The 16,757-nt window shown below is 68.1% G+C and carries 13 protein-coding genes; 9 read left to right on the forward strand and 4 right to left on the reverse strand.

Features of this window, described 5'->3' with window-relative positions; translation table 11 throughout:
* Window positions 1-231 precede the first annotated feature (231 nt).
* The 4 genes from SY91_RS19495 to polX all read left to right on the forward strand — a co-directional run bounded on the left by SY91_RS19495 (window position 232) and on the right by polX (window position 5,131).
* Window positions 232-1,014 carry a Crp/Fnr family transcriptional regulator gene (locus tag SY91_RS19495; protein WP_023476863.1) on the forward strand — a complete coding sequence of 261 codons (783 nt, stop codon included), beginning with the start codon at window positions 232-234 and terminating at the stop codon, window positions 1,012-1,014.
* A gap of 11 nt (window positions 1,015-1,025) precedes the next feature.
* A complete protein-coding gene (locus tag SY91_RS19500) occupies window positions 1,026-2,432 on the forward strand; it encodes an undecaprenyl-phosphate glucose phosphotransferase (RefSeq protein ID WP_043887904.1) in 1,407 nt (468 codons plus the stop codon).
* Between the two features lie 381 nt (window positions 2,433-2,813).
* Window positions 2,814-3,206, forward strand: coding sequence for a TraR/DksA family transcriptional regulator (locus SY91_RS19505; RefSeq protein WP_011547854.1), 393 nt, complete (start codon window positions 2,814-2,816; stop codon window positions 3,204-3,206).
* A gap of 149 nt (window positions 3,207-3,355) precedes the next feature.
* A complete protein-coding gene (polX, locus tag SY91_RS19510; RefSeq protein WP_023476866.1) occupies window positions 3,356-5,131 on the forward strand; it encodes a DNA polymerase/3'-5' exonuclease PolX in 1,776 nt (591 codons plus the stop codon).
* A gap of 46 nt (window positions 5,132-5,177) precedes the next feature.
* On the opposite strand, the gene ald is transcribed toward polX, so the two are convergent.
* A complete protein-coding gene (gene ald, locus SY91_RS19515) occupies window positions 5,178-6,293 on the reverse strand; it encodes an alanine dehydrogenase (RefSeq protein WP_006479184.1) in 1,116 nt (371 codons plus the stop codon).
* 290 nt (window positions 6,294-6,583) lie between these two features.
* Here ald and SY91_RS19520 point away from each other — a divergent pair, with 290 nt between their 5' ends.
* On the forward strand, window positions 6,584-7,000 hold the full coding sequence (locus SY91_RS19520; protein WP_034175281.1) for a DUF3995 domain-containing protein: 417 nt from the start codon (window positions 6,584-6,586) through the stop codon (window positions 6,998-7,000).
* Between the two features lie 19 nt (window positions 7,001-7,019).
* On the opposite strand, the gene SY91_RS19525 is transcribed toward SY91_RS19520, so the two are convergent.
* Window positions 7,020-7,328: a 2'-phosphotransferase gene (locus SY91_RS19525; RefSeq protein WP_260632477.1), complete on the reverse strand. Its 309-nt coding sequence runs from the start codon at window positions 7,326-7,328 to the stop codon at window positions 7,020-7,022.
* A 399-nt stretch (window positions 7,329-7,727) separates the two neighbouring features.
* On the opposite strand from SY91_RS19525, the gene SY91_RS19530 reads away from it, so the two are divergent.
* The 4 genes from SY91_RS19530 (at window position 7,728) to SY91_RS19545 (ending at window position 13,594) form a co-directional block, all read left to right on the forward strand.
* The gene (locus SY91_RS19530; RefSeq protein ID WP_023476869.1) at window positions 7,728-8,468 is read left to right on the forward strand and encodes a gluconate 2-dehydrogenase subunit 3 family protein; all 741 of its coding nucleotides are present in this window, start codon (window positions 7,728-7,730) and stop codon (window positions 8,466-8,468) included.
* The gene (locus tag SY91_RS19535; RefSeq protein WP_011547848.1) at window positions 8,468-10,246 is read left to right on the forward strand and encodes a GMC family oxidoreductase; all 1,779 of its coding nucleotides are present in this window, start codon (window positions 8,468-8,470) and stop codon (window positions 10,244-10,246) included. The genes SY91_RS19530 and SY91_RS19535 overlap by 1 nt, the downstream gene beginning before the upstream one ends.
* A complete protein-coding gene (locus tag SY91_RS19540) occupies window positions 10,243-11,670 on the forward strand; it encodes a c-type cytochrome (RefSeq protein WP_043887892.1) in 1,428 nt (475 codons plus the stop codon). The genes SY91_RS19535 and SY91_RS19540 overlap by 4 nt, the downstream gene beginning before the upstream one ends.
* A 208-nt stretch (window positions 11,671-11,878) precedes the next feature.
* Complete coding sequence (locus tag SY91_RS19545; RefSeq protein WP_023476872.1) at window positions 11,879-13,594, forward strand: cation:proton antiporter; 1,716 nt, start codon at window positions 11,879-11,881, stop codon at window positions 13,592-13,594.
* A 27-nt stretch (window positions 13,595-13,621) separates the two neighbouring features.
* On the opposite strand, the gene SY91_RS19550 is transcribed toward SY91_RS19545, so the two are convergent.
* On the reverse strand, window positions 13,622-15,520 hold the full coding sequence (locus tag SY91_RS19550; RefSeq protein ID WP_023476873.1) for a peptidoglycan D,D-transpeptidase FtsI family protein: 1,899 nt from the start codon (window positions 15,518-15,520) through the stop codon (window positions 13,622-13,624).
* 420 nt (window positions 15,521-15,940) lie between these two features.
* Window positions 15,941-16,288 carry a DUF3564 family protein gene (locus SY91_RS19555; RefSeq protein ID WP_023476875.1) on the reverse strand — a complete coding sequence of 116 codons (348 nt, stop codon included), beginning with the start codon at window positions 16,286-16,288 and terminating at the stop codon, window positions 15,941-15,943.
* Window positions 16,289-16,757: the final 469 nt, after the last annotated feature.

Raw genomic sequence — 16,757 nt, forward strand, 5'->3', positions numbered from 1 at the left:
AATCGGATGTGATTCATATATTAAGGACGGGCGGCTATTGGCACGTAAATCGCTTATTCGGGCTGGCGTGTAGAGAACGGGACAGTCGACTCAATCGGGCAATGACAAACCGATGGTCAGTCGGATTCAGGGTTGTGGGCCGCAACCGCTGTCAATGTCCTGGTGCGCATCGCGATAACGAATTCCGTGCATGCGGTTGCAGGCGGCGCGGACGATAAAAGGGATACAGACATGCTTCATCTTCACTCGAGCTATTCGGCGAATGCCATTCTTGCTGCCCTCCCGGAGGACAGCATCCGCACCATCGCACCGCATCTCGAACTGGTCAGGATCAAGGCCGGGATGCTCAACCGGGTCGGCGAGCCGATGCGTCATCTGCATTTTCCGACGACGGCGATGATGTCGGTCCAGCACCTGATGGAGGATGGTGCGATGGTCGAGGTGGCGGTGGTGGGCCGCGAGGGCGTGGTCGGGCTGGGGACGCTGGTCGGCGGCATCGCGGCGTCGAACCGGGTCGAGGTGCGGATCGGCGGGATGGCTTATCGCGTGCCGAGTTGCGTGATGCGCGCCGAATTCGAGCGGTCGCCGCAGACCTATCGGCTGCTGCTCAACACCTGCCAGGCGACGATGGCGCAGATCTCGCGCAGCGCGCTGTGCAACCGGCACCACTCGGTCAGCGAGCAGCTCAGCCGCTGGCTGCTGCTCGCGCACGACCGGATCGACGGCGACGAGCTGGCGGTCACGCAGCAGACGATCGCGAACATGCTCGGCGTGCGGCGCGAGGGCGTGACGGAAGCGGCCGGGAACCTGCAGGAAGCCGGGCTGATCCGGCAGCGCCGCGGCCGCATCACGGTGCTCGACCGCGACGGCCTCGAACATCACGCCTGCGAATGCTACGACCTGATTCGCGCGGACTATCGCCGGTTGCTCGGGACGCGCGGGAATGCGATGCCGGCGACGGTTCGCCCGCGCATGCCGGAAGGGCACCGCGGATTCCCCGCACACGGTGCGTGACGATGCAGTCGATGTCCGGTGGAACGAATGCGATGCGGCGTGCCGCGATCGCGGCGGCCGACGTCGTGCTCGTGATGGCCGGCGCGCTCGTCGCGCAGGCGGCGTCGGGTCTCGGCTGGCATGCGCTGTCCGACGCGCAGCGCGGTGCGATCGCGCTGCTGTGCGTGCTGACGGTGGCGCTGCTGCCGCGTTACCTGCGCACCGTGCGCGGCGGCGTGGCGGTGCAGGGTGGCGCGCACGTGCTGACGCACACGCTGGTGGCGGTCGTTTGCGCGAGCGTGCTGACGGTGGCCGGCACGATGTGGATCATGAATCGCGGCGGCACGGTGACGACCCGCTGGATCGTGCGCACGGTGCTGGCCGGCGACGCGGCACTGCTGCTCGGGCGCGCGGCGCTGCTGGCGCTCGCGCTGACGCGCGGCGACTCGCGGGCGCGGCAGCGCCGCGTCGCCGTCGTCGGGGCAACGGCGTACGGGCGCGTGGCGATCGAGCGGATGCAACTGGCGCCGAATGGCCCGTTCGTCGCCGCATGCGTATTCGACGACGATGCCCAGGCCGTCGCGGGCGGTATCGGCGGCGTGCCGGTGATCGGCGACTGGAACGGGTTGCGTGAACTGATTCGCGGCGGCGGCATCGATGAGGTCTGGCTCACGCTGCCGATGTCGCACGAGTGGCGGATCCAGCGCATCGTGCGCGAGCTGCGCGACGAGTTCGTCGAGTTGCGGTTGTTGCCCGACGTGCGGCAGATGTCGGTCGTCGATCGCTCCGCGACCGACGTGCTCGGCATGCCGGCGATCAATCTCGCGACCACGCCGCGCTCCGCGCCGGAGCTGTGGGCCAAGTTCGCGTTCGACCGGCTGTTCGCGTTCGGCGTGCTGATTCCGTTGCTGCCGCTGCTGGCGCTGCTGGCGATCGCGGTCAAGCTGTCGTCGCCGGGGCCCGTGCTGTTCAGGCAGCGCCGCAAGGGGGTCGACGGCCGCGAGTTCGATATCCTCAAGTTCCGGACCATGCGCGTGCATCGCGCGCAGCCGGGCGTCGTGCGGCAGGCGTCGCGCAACGATTCGCGCATCACGCGCGTCGGCGCGTTCCTGCGCCGCACGTCGCTCGACGAGCTGCCGCAGTTCTTCAACGTGCTGTTCGGGCAGATGTCGGTGGTCGGCCCGCGTCCGCACGCGATCGAACACGACGACTTCTACCGGCAACTGATCGACTGCTACATGTACCGCTATCGCGTGCGGCCCGGCATCACCGGATGGGCCCAGGTGAACGGCTATCGCGGTGAAACGCGCAAGGTCGAGGCGATGGAGGCACGCGTGAAGTTCGATCTGTTCTACATGCAGAACTGGAGCTTCTGGTTCGACATCAAGATCATCCTGCTGACGGTGGTGCGCGGCTTCATCGGGCGCAATGCGTTCTGAGGAGGACGAATGATCGAAGCGGCGCCGCGCGAGCGATCGTCCCGACGCAGTGAGGCCGGTTCGGGCGCGCGGAAGCAGCGCCGTGGCCGCGCCGGAATTGCTGCGCTGCGGTTGTGCCGGCAGGCTTCGGGGTGCGCGCGGCGGGGCGGAATTCCTCGTCCGTCCCCAGTTTCCCCGCCTTTGCCGCGGCATGACCGGCACGCTGATTCCGGTCAACACACGCGTGTTCAATGGGTTTATCCTGCGTCGCATGCGTCCGGCGTTTTGCGTGTCCGGCCGCTGATCCGGATGCGACGGCACGGGGCATGCCTGCGTGCCGCGCACCCGCGCGATACCGCGCGCCGCTCTTTTTCGCGCGGACCCGGAACAGGAGAGACGGCCATGTCGCTCGACCCACAACAACGGCAGACGCTGAAGCAGCGGCTGAACGAGAGCGAGCAGACGCTGCGTGCGGAGATCCGCACCAGCGAAGACCAGCGCGCGTCCGAATCCTATGCGGAGCTTGCCGGCGCGGCGCCGGACGAGGGCGACGAGGCGAACGCCGACCTGTTCGTCGACGTCGATCATGCATTGATCGGCATGAAGCTGACCGAACTGCGCGCGATTGGCCGCGCCCAGCAGCGGATGCGCGACGGCAGTTACGGCGAATGCATCGACTGCGACGGCTCGGTCGGCTACGAACGCCTGCTGGCGCGCCCGACCGCCGAACGCTGCACGCATTGCCAATCGCTCTACGAGCGGCGCTACGCCACGACGCCGCGCGCGTCGCTCTGACGTCGCGGTTCCCACCGCGCCGCACGTACGGCGCGGCCGGCGCAGGATGACCAACGGGCGCCCGGCGGCGTCGACATGCGGCGCCGGGCGGGCAGACGCCGTCGCGCCCGCGCGCGGCGCCATCCACGTGGAAGGGAGCCACGCCAATCATGCCGATCCACAATGCCGAGTGCGCGGCCGTGTTCGCCGAGATCGCCGACATGCTCGAGATCCAGGGCGCCAATCCGTTTCGCGTACGTGCGTACCGCAACGCCGCGCGGACGATCGCCGACTACGGTCGCGACATCCCGACGATGATCGAGAACGGCGACGATCTCGGGAAGATTCCGTCGATCGGGGCCGATCTCGCGTCGAAGCTGCGCGAGATCACCGCGACCGGCACCTGCGACCTGCAGCAAACCTTGCGTCATGCGCTGCCGGGCGCGATCGTCGAGCTGCTCGACGTGCCCGGGCTCGGCGCGAAACGCGTGAAGGCGCTGCATGACGCATTGCACGTCGATTCGCTCGAACAACTGCGCGCGGAAGCGAAGAACGGGCATGTGCGTGAGCTGCCGGGCTTCGGCGCGAAAACCGAAGCGCATCTGCTCGAAGCGATCGACGATCGCCTGCAGCGCGAGCCGCAACGCTTCCTGCTGCCCGAGGCCGCGCACGCGCTGATGCCGTTGCTCGAACGCCTGCGTGCGGTGGCCGGTGTCGGCCAGGCCGTGCCGGCCGGCAGTTTCCGCCGCCGCCGCGAGACGGTCGGCGATCTCGACATCCTCGTCACCGCACGTGATCCGGTCGCGGTCACCGAAGCGTTCGTCGGCTACGGCGAGGTGGCGCGCGTGCTCGCGCACGGCAAGAGCCGCTCGAGCGTGATGCTGGCCAACGGCTTGCAGGTCGACCTGCGCGTCGTCGATGCCGATGCGTTCGGCGCGGCGCTCGTCTACTTCACGGGGTCGAAGGCGCAGAACATCGCGCTGCGCCGGATCGCGCAGGCCGGCGGCCTGAAGATCAACGAATACGGCGTGTTTCGCGGCGACGAGCGGATTGCCGGCGCGACGGAGGCATCGGTCTACGCGGCCATCGGGCTGCGCGAGGTGCCGCCCGAGTTGCGCGAGGATCGCGGCGAGATCGATGCGTCGCGCGCCGGCACGCTGCCGGCGCTCATCGAGCGCAAGCATCTGCATGGCGACCTGCACGCGCATACCGATGCGTCGGCCGGTCGCGACGGCCTGCGCGCGATGGCCGCCGCCGCGCGTGCACGCGGGCTCGCCTACCTTGCCGTCACCGACCGCGTGCCGCCTGGCGGCGATCGCGACGGTTTCGACTGGCTCGCGCGGCAGCTCGACGAGATCGACCGCATCAACGCGACGTTCGACGATTTCGTGCTGCTCAAGGGCGTGGAAGCCGGCATTCGCGAGGATGGCAGCCTGGACGTGCCCGACGCGATGCTCGGCCGGCTCGATCTCGTCGTCGGCGCGGTACGCGACGGCTTCGATCTGCCGCGCGGCGCGCAGACCGATCGCATGCTGCGTGCGATGGAGCATCCGCATTTCACGATTCTCGCGCACCCGACCGGCCGCGTGCTCGGCGAGCGCGACGCGTGCGAACTGGACGTGCCGCGCGTGCTCGCGCAGGCCGCCGCGCGCGGCTGCTTCGTCGAACTCGATGCGCAGCCGCGGCGCTTCGACCTGCCGGACGTCTGGTGCCGCGAGGCCGCGAAGGCCGGCGTGCCGGTCGCGATCGGTTCGGATGCGTACGGCGCCAACGAGCTCGACCATCTCGCGTTCGGCGTCGATCAGGCGCGGCGCGGCTGGCTGACGCGGCAGGACGTGCTGAACACGCGCACGCTCGCGCAACTGCGGCCGCTGCTGGCACGCACGATGGGCGGTGCGGGCAGCGCGGGCGGCGGCGCGCAGCGGAGCCGGTCGAAGGGCGCGTGAACGCCACGCGGCCCGGCCGTATTGCGTTCAGCTCATGCCGGCAGGGTCATGCGAGTACGCCGGTCGCCGGGACGTAGGGCAGGCCGAGCGCCAGCGCGACCGCTTCGTACGTGATGTGGCCGTCGCACACGTTCAGGCCCGCGCGCAGATGCGGATCGTCGAGCATCGCCTGCTTCCAGCCCTTGTCGGCGAGCGCGAGCGCATGGCCGAGCGTTGCATTGTTCAGCGCAAAGGTCGACGTGCGCGCGACCGCGCCGGGCATGTTCGCGACGCAGTAGTGGACCACCCCGTCGACCACGAAGGTCGGCGCCGCGTGCGTGGTCGCATGCGAGGTCTCGAAGCAGCCGCCCTGGTCGATCGCGACATCGACGACGACTGCTCCCTTGCGCATCGTCGCGATCATGTCGCGTGTGACGAGCCGCGGCGCCGATGCGCCCGGCACGAGCACGGCGCCGATCACGACGTCGGCATCGCGCACGGCTTCGTCGACCGTCTGCGCATTCGAGCAGACGGTCGCGATCCGGTTGGCGAACACGAGATCGAGCTGGCGCAACCGGTTCACGTTGTTGTCGAGCACGGTGACGCGCGCGCCGAGGCCCACCGCCATCTGCAGCGCGCCGGTGCCCACGACGCCCGCGCCGAGCACGACGACGTGCGCGGCCGGCACGCCCGGCACGCCGGCCATCAGCAGGCCGCGGCCGCCGCGCGGGCTTTCGAGGTGGGTCGCCGCGACCTGGATCGACATGCGGCCGGCGACTTCGCTCATCGGCGCGAGCAACGGCAGGCCGCCGCCGGGGCCCGTCACGGTTTCGTACGCGATGCAGACCGCGCCGGATTTCACGAGCGCGGCGGCCTGGTCGGGATCGGGCGCGAGATGCAGGTACGTGTAGAGGATCTGGCCGCGCCGCAGCATCGCGCATTCGGTGGGCTGCGGCTCCTTGACCTTGATGATCATGTCGGCGCGCGCGAAGATTTCTTCGGCGCCGTCGCTGAGCGACGCGCCCGCGGCCGTGTAGTCGTCGTCGAGCAGGCCGATCGCCGTGCCCGCGCCGCGCTGCACCAGCACGCGATGGCCGTGCCGCGTGAGTTCGCGCGCGCCGGCCGGCGTGAGGCCGACGCGGTATTCGTGGTTCTTGATCTCCTTCGGCACACCGATCAGCATGAGTCGCCTCCATGGCCTTCGTTATCGTCGTCGTGCGGGCAGCCCGTTGCGCAGCGCCTTGCCGACCGCAGTACTGGAATAACAGGGTAGTAGTGCGCGGAGGGAAGTCAAGCGACCGGGCTGTGCGACGACGCATGCGCACTGCAACGCAGCATGCGTCGCCGTCGGTTGCGACCGGACGTCGCAATGCGCGCGTGACGCGGTTTCGGTATCGTCATGCGTGGCGTGGGCCGCGAGCCGAACACCTTTCGGCAAAACGACGAGACAACGAGACGAGGACCTTGATCGACATGACCGGTGCGTATTTCAGCGTGCCGACGCTTTGCGCCATCGCGCTCGTGCACGTCTACTGGGCGTTCGGCGGGCGATTGGGCAAGCGCGCGGCCATTCCGGAGCAGGATGGCGTACCGCTGTTGCGGCCGACGGCGCTCGGCACGCTGGCCGTCGCGCTCGCGCTGCTGGGCGGGGCAGGCGTGGTCGCCGCGCGTGCCGGCTGGCTGGGGCGCAACGCGTATCCCTGCACGATCGCGTTCGCGGTCGTTGCGCTCGCATTGATCTTCGCGGTGCGCGCCGTCGGCGATTTTCGCTACGTCGGCTTCTTCAAACGGATTCGCGGGTCGCGTTTCGCGCGGATGGACACGCTGTATTACTCGCCGCTGTGTGCGGCGCTGGCGCTGTCGATCGCGTCGATGTTCTGGCCGTGGTGAGCGGGGCGCGGCGCGCGATTCAGTCCGCGCGCGTATCGATCGGCGGCAGGCATTCGGCGGGCACGGCATCGGTCAGCCGGACACCGTTTTCGGCGACGAAGAACGTATGGCCCTGCCGGTGCATCCGCTGCGCCTCCACTGCGAGGATCGCGGGCACGCCGTGATGCGCCGACGGCCCGCGCCGTCCGGATTTCCGCCGACAGATGCACGTGATGGCGGGCGCCCGGTTCCGCCGCCGCCGATCCTCGCTGTCCGCCATCCCCTCATCCTTGCACATTCCGGCATCCGGTTTTCCCATTGTTGCTGATTTCGATGCACTGAATTGCATTGAACCCTCTAGTAATGGAACCGGTTCCATATATAATTCGCCGCACTCGTCGCCGGGCCCGAAAGAGGGTCGTGCACGTTGCGCTTGCCGTCGGCGGACGCGACGTCTAAGTTGAACAAGGGTCATGGGCGATGACGGGTAGATGCCGGCCAATGCCGGTATTTGTCCGACGATAGGGCCCGCAAAGAGGTCGATCCACGCAACGCCGCCGGCACCGGGGCGAGCGCGGCTGCAATGACGGCGCCACCGCGAATCGCGGCCGGGCGCCTGCATCGAGGTTGTGCGCAACACACGAAAGAACAGGGCGACCGGCCGCCTGCGGCACGGCTGCCGTGCCGGGCACGCGGCATGCGGAATGCGCGCGTCCGAACCCCGATCCCCAACGATCAACATCCGACCATGTCCACGCCACCTGACAAACCCAATTCGCGTCGCCGTTTCCTGCGCACATCGGTCGCGCTCGTGCCGATCGCGTCGGTCGCCGGCTGCGACCTGCACTCGTCGTCGCCGTCCGCGACGACCGCCGGCAACGCGTCCACTGCATCGGCCAGCGCCGAACGCGCGCCGTACAAGCCGACCTTTTTCGACGCGAAGGAATGGGCGTTCGTCCAGGCCGCCGTCGACCGGCTGATTCCGGCCGACGCCGAAGGCCCCGGCGCGCTCGAGGCGGGCGTGCCCGAATTCATCGATCGCCAGATGGAGACGCCGTATGCGCACGGCGCGACGTGGTACATGCAGGGGCCGTTCCAGCAGGGCGTGCCCGAGCTCGGCTACCAGTTGAAGCTGGTGCCGCGCGACATCTACCGGCTCGGCATCGCGGCCGTCAACCGCTATTGCGAGAAGACGCACGGCAAGGCGTTCGCGGATCTCGACGCGCCGACGCGCGACACGGTGCTCGGCGCGCTGGAGAAGGGCGGCGCGCAGATCGACGACGTCCCGCCCGGCGTATTCCTCGGCCAGTTGCTGCAGAACACGCGCGAAGGCTACTTCTGCGATCCGGTGCATGGCGGCAATCGCGACATGGCCGCGTGGAAGATGATCGGTTTCCCGGGCGCACGTGCGGATTTCATGGATTTCGTCAACCAGAGCGGCAAGCCCTATCCGTACGGCCCCGTCTCGATCAACGGGGAGCGCAGCTGATGGCCGCAGACAAGAAGCCGCACGTCGATGCGGTGATCGTCGGCTTCGGCTGGACCGGCGCGATTCTCGCGAAGGAACTGACCGAAGCGGGATTGAACGTCGTCGCGCTCGAGCGCGGCGAATATCGCGACACCTATCCTGACGGCGCGTACCCGAACACGATCGACGAGCTGACCTACAACATTCGCAAGAAGCTGTTCCTCGACCTGTCGAAGACGACCGTGTCGATTCGTCACGGCCTGCAGGACACCGCGCTGCCGTACCGGCAGCTCGCCGCGTTCCTGCCGGGCGAAGGCGTCGGCGGCGCGGGGCTGCACTGGTCGGGCGTGCACTTCCGGATCACGCCGGAAGAGCTGCGCCTGCGCAGCCACTATGAAGAGCGCTACGGCAAGAAGTTCATCCCCGAGGGGATGACGATCCAGGATACGGGCGTGACCTACGACGAGCTCGAGCCGCATTTCGATTTCGCGGAGAAGGTGTTCGGCACGTCGGGGCAGGCGTACAAGGTCGGCGGCAAGGTGGTCGGCGACGGCAACGTGTTCGAGGCGAACCGTAGCGACAACTTCCCGCTGCCCGCGCAGCTCAACACCTATTCGGCGCAGCGCTTCTTCGATGCGGCGCATTCGCTCGGCCTGCATCCGTACCGGCTGCCGTCGGCGAACACGTCGGGCCCGTACACGAACCCGTACGGCGTGCAGATGGGCCCGTGCAACTTCTGCGGCTACTGCAGCGGCTACGCGTGCTACATGTATTCGAAGGCGTCGCCGAACCTGAACATCCTGCCCGCGCTGAAGCAGGCGCCGAACTTCGAGCTGCGCTCGAAGTGCCACGTGCTGCGCGTCGACCTCGACGACACGAAGAAGCGCGCGACGGGCGTCACCTACGTCGATCCGGCCGGGCGTGAAGTGCACCAGCCGGCCGATCTCGTGATCGTGGCCGCGTTCCAGTATCACAACGTGCACCTGCTGCTGCTGTCGGGCATCGGCAAGCCGTACGACCCGATCTCGGGCGAAGGCGTGGTCGGCCGCAATTTCGCGTACCAGAACCTGTCGACGATCAAGGCGTTCTTCGACAAGGACACCTACACGAACCCGTTCATCGGCGCGGGCGGCAACGGCGTCGCGGTGGACGACTTCAACGCGGACAACTTCGACCACGGCCCGCTCGGCTTCGTCGGCGGCTCGCCGCTGTGGGTGAACCAGGCCGGCGTGAAGCCGATCAGCGGCATCGCCACGCCGCCCGGCACGCCGCAGTGGGGCTCGGCGTGGAAGAAGGCGGTCAAGGACAACTACGCGCACACGATCTCGATGGACGCGCACGGCACCAACATGTCGTACCGCGACGTGTATCTCGACCTCGATCCGACCTATCGCGATTCGTACGGCCAGCCGCTGTTGCGGATGACGTTCGACTGGAAGGACAACGACATCAAGATGGCGCAGTACGTGACCGGGCAGATGAAGAAGATCGCGGAAGCGATGGGGCCGAAGGCGATCGGCGTGTCGACGCGCGAATTCGGCAAGCACTTCGACTCGCGCCAGTACCAGACGACCCACCTCGTCGGCGGCGCGATCATGGGCACGGACCCGAAGACGAGCGTGCTGAACCGTTACCTGCAGTGCTGGGACGTGCACAACGTGTTCGTGATGGGCGCGTCCGCGCTGCCGCAGGGCATCGGCTACAACCCGACCGGGATCATCGCGGCGCTGGCCTACTGGTCGGCACGCGCGATCCGCGAGCAATACCTGAAAAATCCCGCCCCGCTGGTGACCGTATGAAGAGGACGATGAACCACCACAACGCCGCGCGTCCGGTGTCCCCGCTGCGGCGCGCGCTGGCGATCGGCACGGCATGGGCGGCATTCGGTCTGGCGGGCGGCGCCGCATTCGCGCAGCCGGCGTCCACGCCGGCCGCGGCTTCGGGCGCGGCGGCTGCGCCCGTCGCCCAGTCCGCCGACGCGGCGCTCGTCAAGCGCGGCGAGTACCTCGCCCGCGCAGGCGACTGCATCGCCTGCCACACCGCGATCGGCGGCAAGCCGTTCGCGGGCGGCCTGAAGTTCGACACGCCGATCGGCGGCATCTACTCGACGAACATCACGCCGGACCCGAAGACGGGCCTCGGCGGCTGGACTTACGAGGACTTCACCCGCGCGGTGCGCGAAGGCGTGCGCAAGAACGGCGACACGATGTATCCGGCGATGCCGTTCCCGTCGTACGCGCGCCTGAGCGACGACGACATGAAGGCGCTGTACGCGTACTTCATGCACGGCGTCGCGCCGGTCGAGCACGAGAACCGCAAGGTGGACATCGTGTGGCCGCTGTCGATGCGCTGGCCGCTCGGCATCTGGCGCAAGATGTTCGCGCCGTCGCCGAAGCCGTTCGACGCGGCGTCGTACACCGACCCGGTGATCGCGCGCGGCGCGTATCTGGTGCAGGGGCTCGGCCACTGCGGCGCGTGCCATACACCGCGCGCGCCGACGATGCAGGAGCGCGGGCTGACCGACGCGGACGGCCTAGACTTCCTGGCCGGCGGCGCGGCGATCGACGGCTGGGTGCCGACGAGCCTGCGCGGCGAGCCGCGCACGGGCCTCGGCACGTGGAGCGAAACCGAGATCGTGCAGTTCCTGAAAACCGGCCGCACGCTGCGCACGGCCGCGTTCGGCGGGATGACGGACGTGGTCGGCCACAGCATGCAGCACATGACCGACGACGACCTGAACGCGATCGCGCGCTACCTGAAGACGTTGCCGCCGCGCGTGCAGGGCGAGCAGCCGCACGTGTACGACGCGGCCGCGGCGAAGGCGCTGCAGACCGGCGACGCGAGCAAGCCGGGCGCGGCCGTCTATCGCGACAACTGCATGGCCTGCCACCGCAGCGACGGCCACGGCTACACGCGCGTGTTCCCGGCGCTCGCCGGCAACCCGGTCGTGCAGGGCGACGATCCGACCTCGCTGATCCACGTCGTGCTCGAAGGCAGCGCGCTGCAGGGCACGCGCACCGCGCCGTCGACCTTCACGATGCCGCCGTTCGGCTGGCGCCTGTCGGACCAGGAAGTCGCGGACGTGTCGAACTTCGTGCGCACGAGCTGGGGCAACACGGGCGCGCCGGTGACGGCCGCGCAGGTCGCGAAGGTGCGCAAGAGCGTGCCGTCGACGCGGCCCGAGCCGCCGCCGGGCGCGCGCTTTCCGCAAGCGTCGCGTTGACGGGAGCGGCGGGGCTTCCGCCCCGCCTGCCGCCCGGCCCACGTCGACGTGCGGCCGGGCGCGCAACGCCTTTCCCTTCGCCGGGGTCACGCCCCGCAACCCGCGCCGCCGCGTGAAATTTTCGCGGCTGCGCGCCATTTTTCCGCCTCATCCCTTATCCTTTCACTCTTGAACCTTACTAAATAGTTACAAGAGCTTGGGAGGGGGGATGCCTCATGACGTCAGCCTGATTGCGTTGCTCGCGGCCGGTTTCGGTCTCGCGATGATCTTCGGTTACCTCGCGTCGCTGCTGAAAATGCCGCCGCTCGTCGGCTATCTGCTCGCCGGGATCGTGATCGGCCCCGGCACGCCCGGTTTCGTCGGCGACCTGTCGCTCGCGCAGCAGCTCGCGGAAGTCGGCGTGATGCTGCTGATGTTCGGCGTCGGCCTGCATTTCTCGCTCGGCGATCTCCTCGCGGTGCGCAAGATCGCGTTGCCGGGCGCCGTCGTCCAGATCACCGTCGCGACGCTGCTCGGCGGCGGGCTCGCGCTCACTTGGGGCTGGAGCCTCGGTGCGGCGCTCGTGTTCGGGCTGGCGCTGTCGGTCGCGAGTACCGTCGTGCTGCTGCGCGCGCTCGAAGGGCGCGGGCTCGTCGAGACGGTCAACGGACGCATCGCGGTGGGCTGGCTGGTGGTCGAGGATCTCGTGATGGTGCTCGTGCTGGTGCTGCTGCCGCCGGTGGCGGGGCTGCTCGGCGGCACGCCGCCCGGCGACGCGCATGCGGCCGGCGGCAGCGTGTGGGGCACGCTCGGCGTCACGATGCTGAAGGTCGCCGCGTTCATCGCGCTGATGCTGGTGGTCGGCAAGCGCGTGTTCCCGCGCATTCTGTGGCTCGTCGCGCGCACGGGCTCGCGCGAGCTGTTCACGCTGTGCATGATCGCGGCCGCGGTCGGCATCGCGTTCGGCGCGGCGAAGCTGTTCGACGTGTCGTTCGCGCTCGGCGCGTTCTTCGCCGGGATGATGATGCGCGAGTCGGAATTCAGCCGGCGCGCGGCCGACGAGACGCTGCCGCTGCGCGACGCGTTCTCGGTGCTGTTCTTCATCTCGGTCGGCATGCTGTTCGACCCGAAGGTGCTGCTCGACGAGCCGCTGCACGTAATCGAGGTCGCGGCGATCGTGCTGATCGGCAAGACGGTCGCGGCCGTCGCGCTCGTGATCGCGTTCCGCTATCCGCTGAACACCGCGTTGACGGTCGGCGCCGGCCTCGCGCAGATCGGCGAATTCTCGTTCATCCTCGCGGGGCTCGGCCGTGCGCTCGGGCTGCTGTCGGCCGAAGGGCAGAGCCTGATTCTCGCGGTCGCGCTGATCTCGATCGCGATGAACACGCTGCTGTTCGCGATGATCGATCCGGCGCTCGCGTGGATCCGCAAGCATTCGGCGTTCGCGCGCAAGCTCGAGGCGCGCGACGATCCGCTCGCCGCGCTGCCGATGTCGACGCCGCAGACGCACCTGACCGGGCAGGTCGTGATCGTCGGCTACGGCAAGGTCGGCACCCGGATCGCGCATGCACTGGACGAGCGCGGGATCGCATACGTCGTCGTCGAGCAGAATCGCGAGCTCGTCGAGAAGCTGCGCACGGACGGCATCGCGGCCGTGTCGGGCGACGCGATCGAGCCGATCGTGCTCGTGCAGGCGCATATCGCCCGCGCCGGGATGCTGGTCGTCACGCTGCCCGACGTGTTCGACGTGCGGCAGATCGTCGAGATCTCGCGCACGCTCAACCCGGCGCTCGAGGTCGTGCTGTGCACGAACAGCGGCGACGAGGCCGCGCTGCTGTCGAGCGAGGGTATCGGCACCGTGTTCATGGGCGAGACCGAACTCGCGCGCGGGATGACCGAGCACGTGCTCGGCCGGATGGCGAAGCCGGTCGCGGCCGCGCATTGACGGCACGCGGCGGCGCGCCTGGCGTCGTCAGCCCGCTGCGGCCATCTTCGCGGGCGCGGGGCGACTGGATTGCGCAGCCGTCTTGAGTTGGGCCGACGGTTTCTGCGCGACGGTCGCCGTGGCCGGCGCCCCCGCTTGCGGCGCCGCGACCGTCTTTTGCGGCGCGGCGGCCTTCGTCGGCGCATTCTTTTCCGGTTCGACCGGTGCATCGGGCGGCACGCCGAGCAACTGCAGCGAGCCGCTCGTGACCGACGCGAACACCGGGCCGGCCACCGTGCCGCCGTAGTAACCCTTGCCGCGCGGCTCGTCGATCATCACCGCGACGATCAGGCGCGGGTTGCTCATCGGCGCCATCCCCGCGAACAGCGCGCGGTACTTGCCCTTCGCATAGCTCGCGCCGACCTGCTTGCGCGCGGTACCCGTCTTGCCGCCGATCCGGTAGCCGTCGACGCGCGCGCGGCGCCCCGTGCCGCCTTCGCCGACCGCCATCTCGAGCATCGAGCGGATCGCGGCGGCCGTTTGCGGCGACGTCACGCGGTGGCCGCGGTGCGCGTCGATCGTCTGCTGATCGGTGCCGTTCTTCAGCAGCGACACCGGGTGCAGCGTGCCGTCGCCCGCATACGCGGTGTAGGTCTGCGCGATCTGCAGCAGCGACATCGACAGTCCGTAGCCGTACGCCATCGTCGCCTGCTCGATCGGCCGCCAGCGCTTGTAGCCGCGCAGCCGCCCCGACGCGACGCCCGGGAACGTCAGTTCCGGCGCGCGGCCGATCCCGTATTCCTGGTATTTGTTCCAGATCGTTTCGGCGGGCAGGTTCAGCGCCAGTTTCGCGAGCGCGACGTTGCTCGACTTCTGCAGCGCCTGCGATACCGTCAGCGAGCCGTGGTTGGACGTATCGTGGATCACCGCCGGGCCGATCTTGTAGGTGCCCGGCGACGTGTTGATGATCGTGTTCGGCGTGACCTTGCGCTCGTCGATCGACAGCGCGACGACGAGCGGCTTGATCGTCGAGCCCGGTTCGAACGTGTCGATCACGGCGCGGTTGCGCAATTGCTGGCCGGTGAGGCGGGCGCGGTCGTTCGGGTCGAAGGTCGGATAGTTCGCGAGCGCGAGGATCTCGCCGTTCTGCGCGTCGAGCACGACGACGCTGCCGGCCACCGCGTTGTTCTCGATCACGGCCGCCTTGAGCTGGCTGAAGGCGAGCTGCTGGATGCGGCGGTCGATCGTCAGTTCGATCGTCGCGCCGTGCTGCGCGGGGACGAGCGGCCGCGTGTCCGACACGATGCGGCCGAGCCGGTCGCGGATCACCTCGCGCTGGCCGGAGGTGCCTTGCAGGCGCGCATTCGCCGCGAGCTCGACGCCTTCCTGGCCCTTGTCCTCGACGTTCGTGAAGCCGACCACGTGCGCGGCCGATTCGCCTTCCGGGTAGAAGCGCTTCGAATCGGCGATCTGCGTGATGCCGTCGATCGCGAGCTTGTCGAGCCGGCTCGCGGTGTCGGCGTCGACCTGCCGCTTGAGCAGCACGAACGTCTTGTCGTTGCCGAGACGCCGCTTCACCTCGACGAGCGGCAGGTCGAGCAGCTTCGCGATCTGCGGGTAATCGGTGTCGGCGACCTGTTTCGGGTTCGCCCAGATTTCATAGGTCGACAGGCTGACTGCGAGCATCGCGCCGTTGCGGTCGACGATGCGCCCGCGCATCGCATCGAGTTCGATCGTGCGCTGGTAGCGCTTCTGGCCCTGACCGACGTAGAAATCCTGGTTCGCGACCTGCACCCAGAAAGCGCGCGCGATCAGCGCGGCGAACGCGAGGAACACGACGACCACGATCAGCCTCGAGCGCCACATCGGCAGGCGCGACGCGAGCATCGGATTCTTGGTCGCCGCCGCGTATGGATCGGCAGGGTGGGTCTTCTTTTTCACGCTCATGCAATGGCCGGGTCGGGCCGCCGGGCGGCGGCGGGTCAGTCTGAATAATGCGATTGTAATAAAGGAGTAAACATCGTGTGGGGAAAGTATGTTCCGGCCCTTCAAAAAGGCGAAGGTCAGGCCATCTGGAACAGGGGAAGGGAACCGACAGGAAAGGTGGGGCCAACGCGGGATTCGGCGGCGGCGGATGACGACGAAACCTGCGCGATCATCGCATGCCGATTCGGGCAGGCGGTTCGGGATATCGCTCGCTCCCGATCGCCCGCGGCGCGCGATCAATTGCCCGCACGCCGGTTATTTCTTTAATCCGGAAAATGAAAAGCGCCTCGAACCGAGGCGCCATTATTGCTGAATATCGAAATGAATATCACTGCTACCGGAATAAACCCGAAAACCGCAGACGATTGATGTCAATAATACCTATCGTGCAACGGAAATAAATTCCCGGTATTCGGGCGGGGTCGTGCAGGTATCGACCGCCTGCAGGCGCCACGCGCCGTCGGGGTGCTCGCCGGCGAGCACCGCGGGGCCCTGTTCGCGCCGCATCGCGTCGAACGACAGCCCCTTTAACTGACAGACGGCATTGCCGCTGTCGGCCGCGCACAGCGCCATCGCGCCTTCGACGTCGCGGACCTTGCCCCAGGTCGGAAGGTCGATGCCCTGATGTGCCTCGCGCGACCACAGCCCTTCGTCGGTATCGACCCACAAGACCGCGAACGAATGCCGGGTTGCCGATTCGCTGCCATTAATCCGAATGGTGAGGCGCATTGGATCGTCTCCTGAAAAAGATGACACATTCGACCGTTTTGACTTGAACAGTCTAGATAGACTGGTGTGAAACGCAAGTGATAATCCGCAATAAACCCGGATCGAGTCTATTTCCGTTTCAGATGAAACGATGTCTGACGATTCATGGTCGTTCCCGAGGCGTCAGCCCACGCGGGCGATAGCGGCGACCAGCGGTGTCCGGCCGGCGCGCGTGGCGGTCCAGACATGGGATGACAGGGCCGCCGGCCGCGTCGATCGGTCGCGCGCCGACCGCTCGACGGAAAGCGGGGCGAAGGACACGCTCTGGCGCCCTCGGATGCTGCCGGACCGAACCTCTCAGCGTGTCGACGCGGCGGCCGGTACGACACACTCCGACAATCGCGTACAAATCGGCACACTTTCACGAAACTTTCGGGACAGACTTGCATGCGGTCGGGCCCCACACTGGGAACTTCCCGATCCTGTGCCG

This window comes from Burkholderia cenocepacia (assembly GCF_014211915.1).
Lineage (GTDB): Bacteria > Pseudomonadota > Gammaproteobacteria > Burkholderiales > Burkholderiaceae > Burkholderia > Burkholderia orbicola.

What these genes read in the sequence shown, in the direction of transcription:
- polX (WP_023476866.1), top strand. Translation starts at nt 3,356, where the DNA reads ATGCCGATCCACAATGCCGAGTGCGCGGCCGTGTTCGCCGAGATCGCC.
- SY91_RS19505 (WP_011547854.1), top strand. Translation starts at nt 2,814, where the DNA reads ATGTCGCTCGACCCACAACAACGGCAGACGCTGAAGCAGCGGCTGAAC.
- SY91_RS19530 (WP_023476869.1), top strand. Translation starts at nt 7,728, where the DNA reads ATGTCCACGCCACCTGACAAACCCAATTCGCGTCGCCGTTTCCTGCGC.
- SY91_RS19540 (WP_043887892.1), top strand. Translation starts at nt 10,243, where the DNA reads ATGAAGAGGACGATGAACCACCACAACGCCGCGCGTCCGGTGTCCCCG.
- SY91_RS19500 (WP_043887904.1), top strand. Translation starts at nt 1,026, where the DNA reads ATGTCCGGTGGAACGAATGCGATGCGGCGTGCCGCGATCGCGGCGGCC.
- SY91_RS19520 (WP_034175281.1), top strand. Translation starts at nt 6,584, where the DNA reads ATGACCGGTGCGTATTTCAGCGTGCCGACGCTTTGCGCCATCGCGCTC.
- SY91_RS19555 (WP_023476875.1), bottom strand. Translation starts at nt 16,288, where the DNA reads ATGCGCCTCACCATTCGGATTAATGGCAGCGAATCGGCAACCCGGCAT.
- SY91_RS19525 (WP_260632477.1), bottom strand. Translation starts at nt 7,328, where the DNA reads ATGCAATTCAGTGCATCGAAATCAGCAACAATGGGAAAACCGGATGCC.
- ald (WP_006479184.1), bottom strand. Translation starts at nt 6,293, where the DNA reads ATGCTGATCGGTGTGCCGAAGGAGATCAAGAACCACGAATACCGCGTC.
- SY91_RS19495 (WP_023476863.1), top strand. Translation starts at nt 232, where the DNA reads ATGCTTCATCTTCACTCGAGCTATTCGGCGAATGCCATTCTTGCTGCC.
- SY91_RS19545 (WP_023476872.1), top strand. Translation starts at nt 11,879, where the DNA reads ATGCCTCATGACGTCAGCCTGATTGCGTTGCTCGCGGCCGGTTTCGGT.
- SY91_RS19550 (WP_023476873.1), bottom strand. Translation starts at nt 15,520, where the DNA reads ATGAGCGTGAAAAAGAAGACCCACCCTGCCGATCCATACGCGGCGGCG.
- SY91_RS19535 (WP_011547848.1), top strand. Translation starts at nt 8,468, where the DNA reads ATGGCCGCAGACAAGAAGCCGCACGTCGATGCGGTGATCGTCGGCTTC.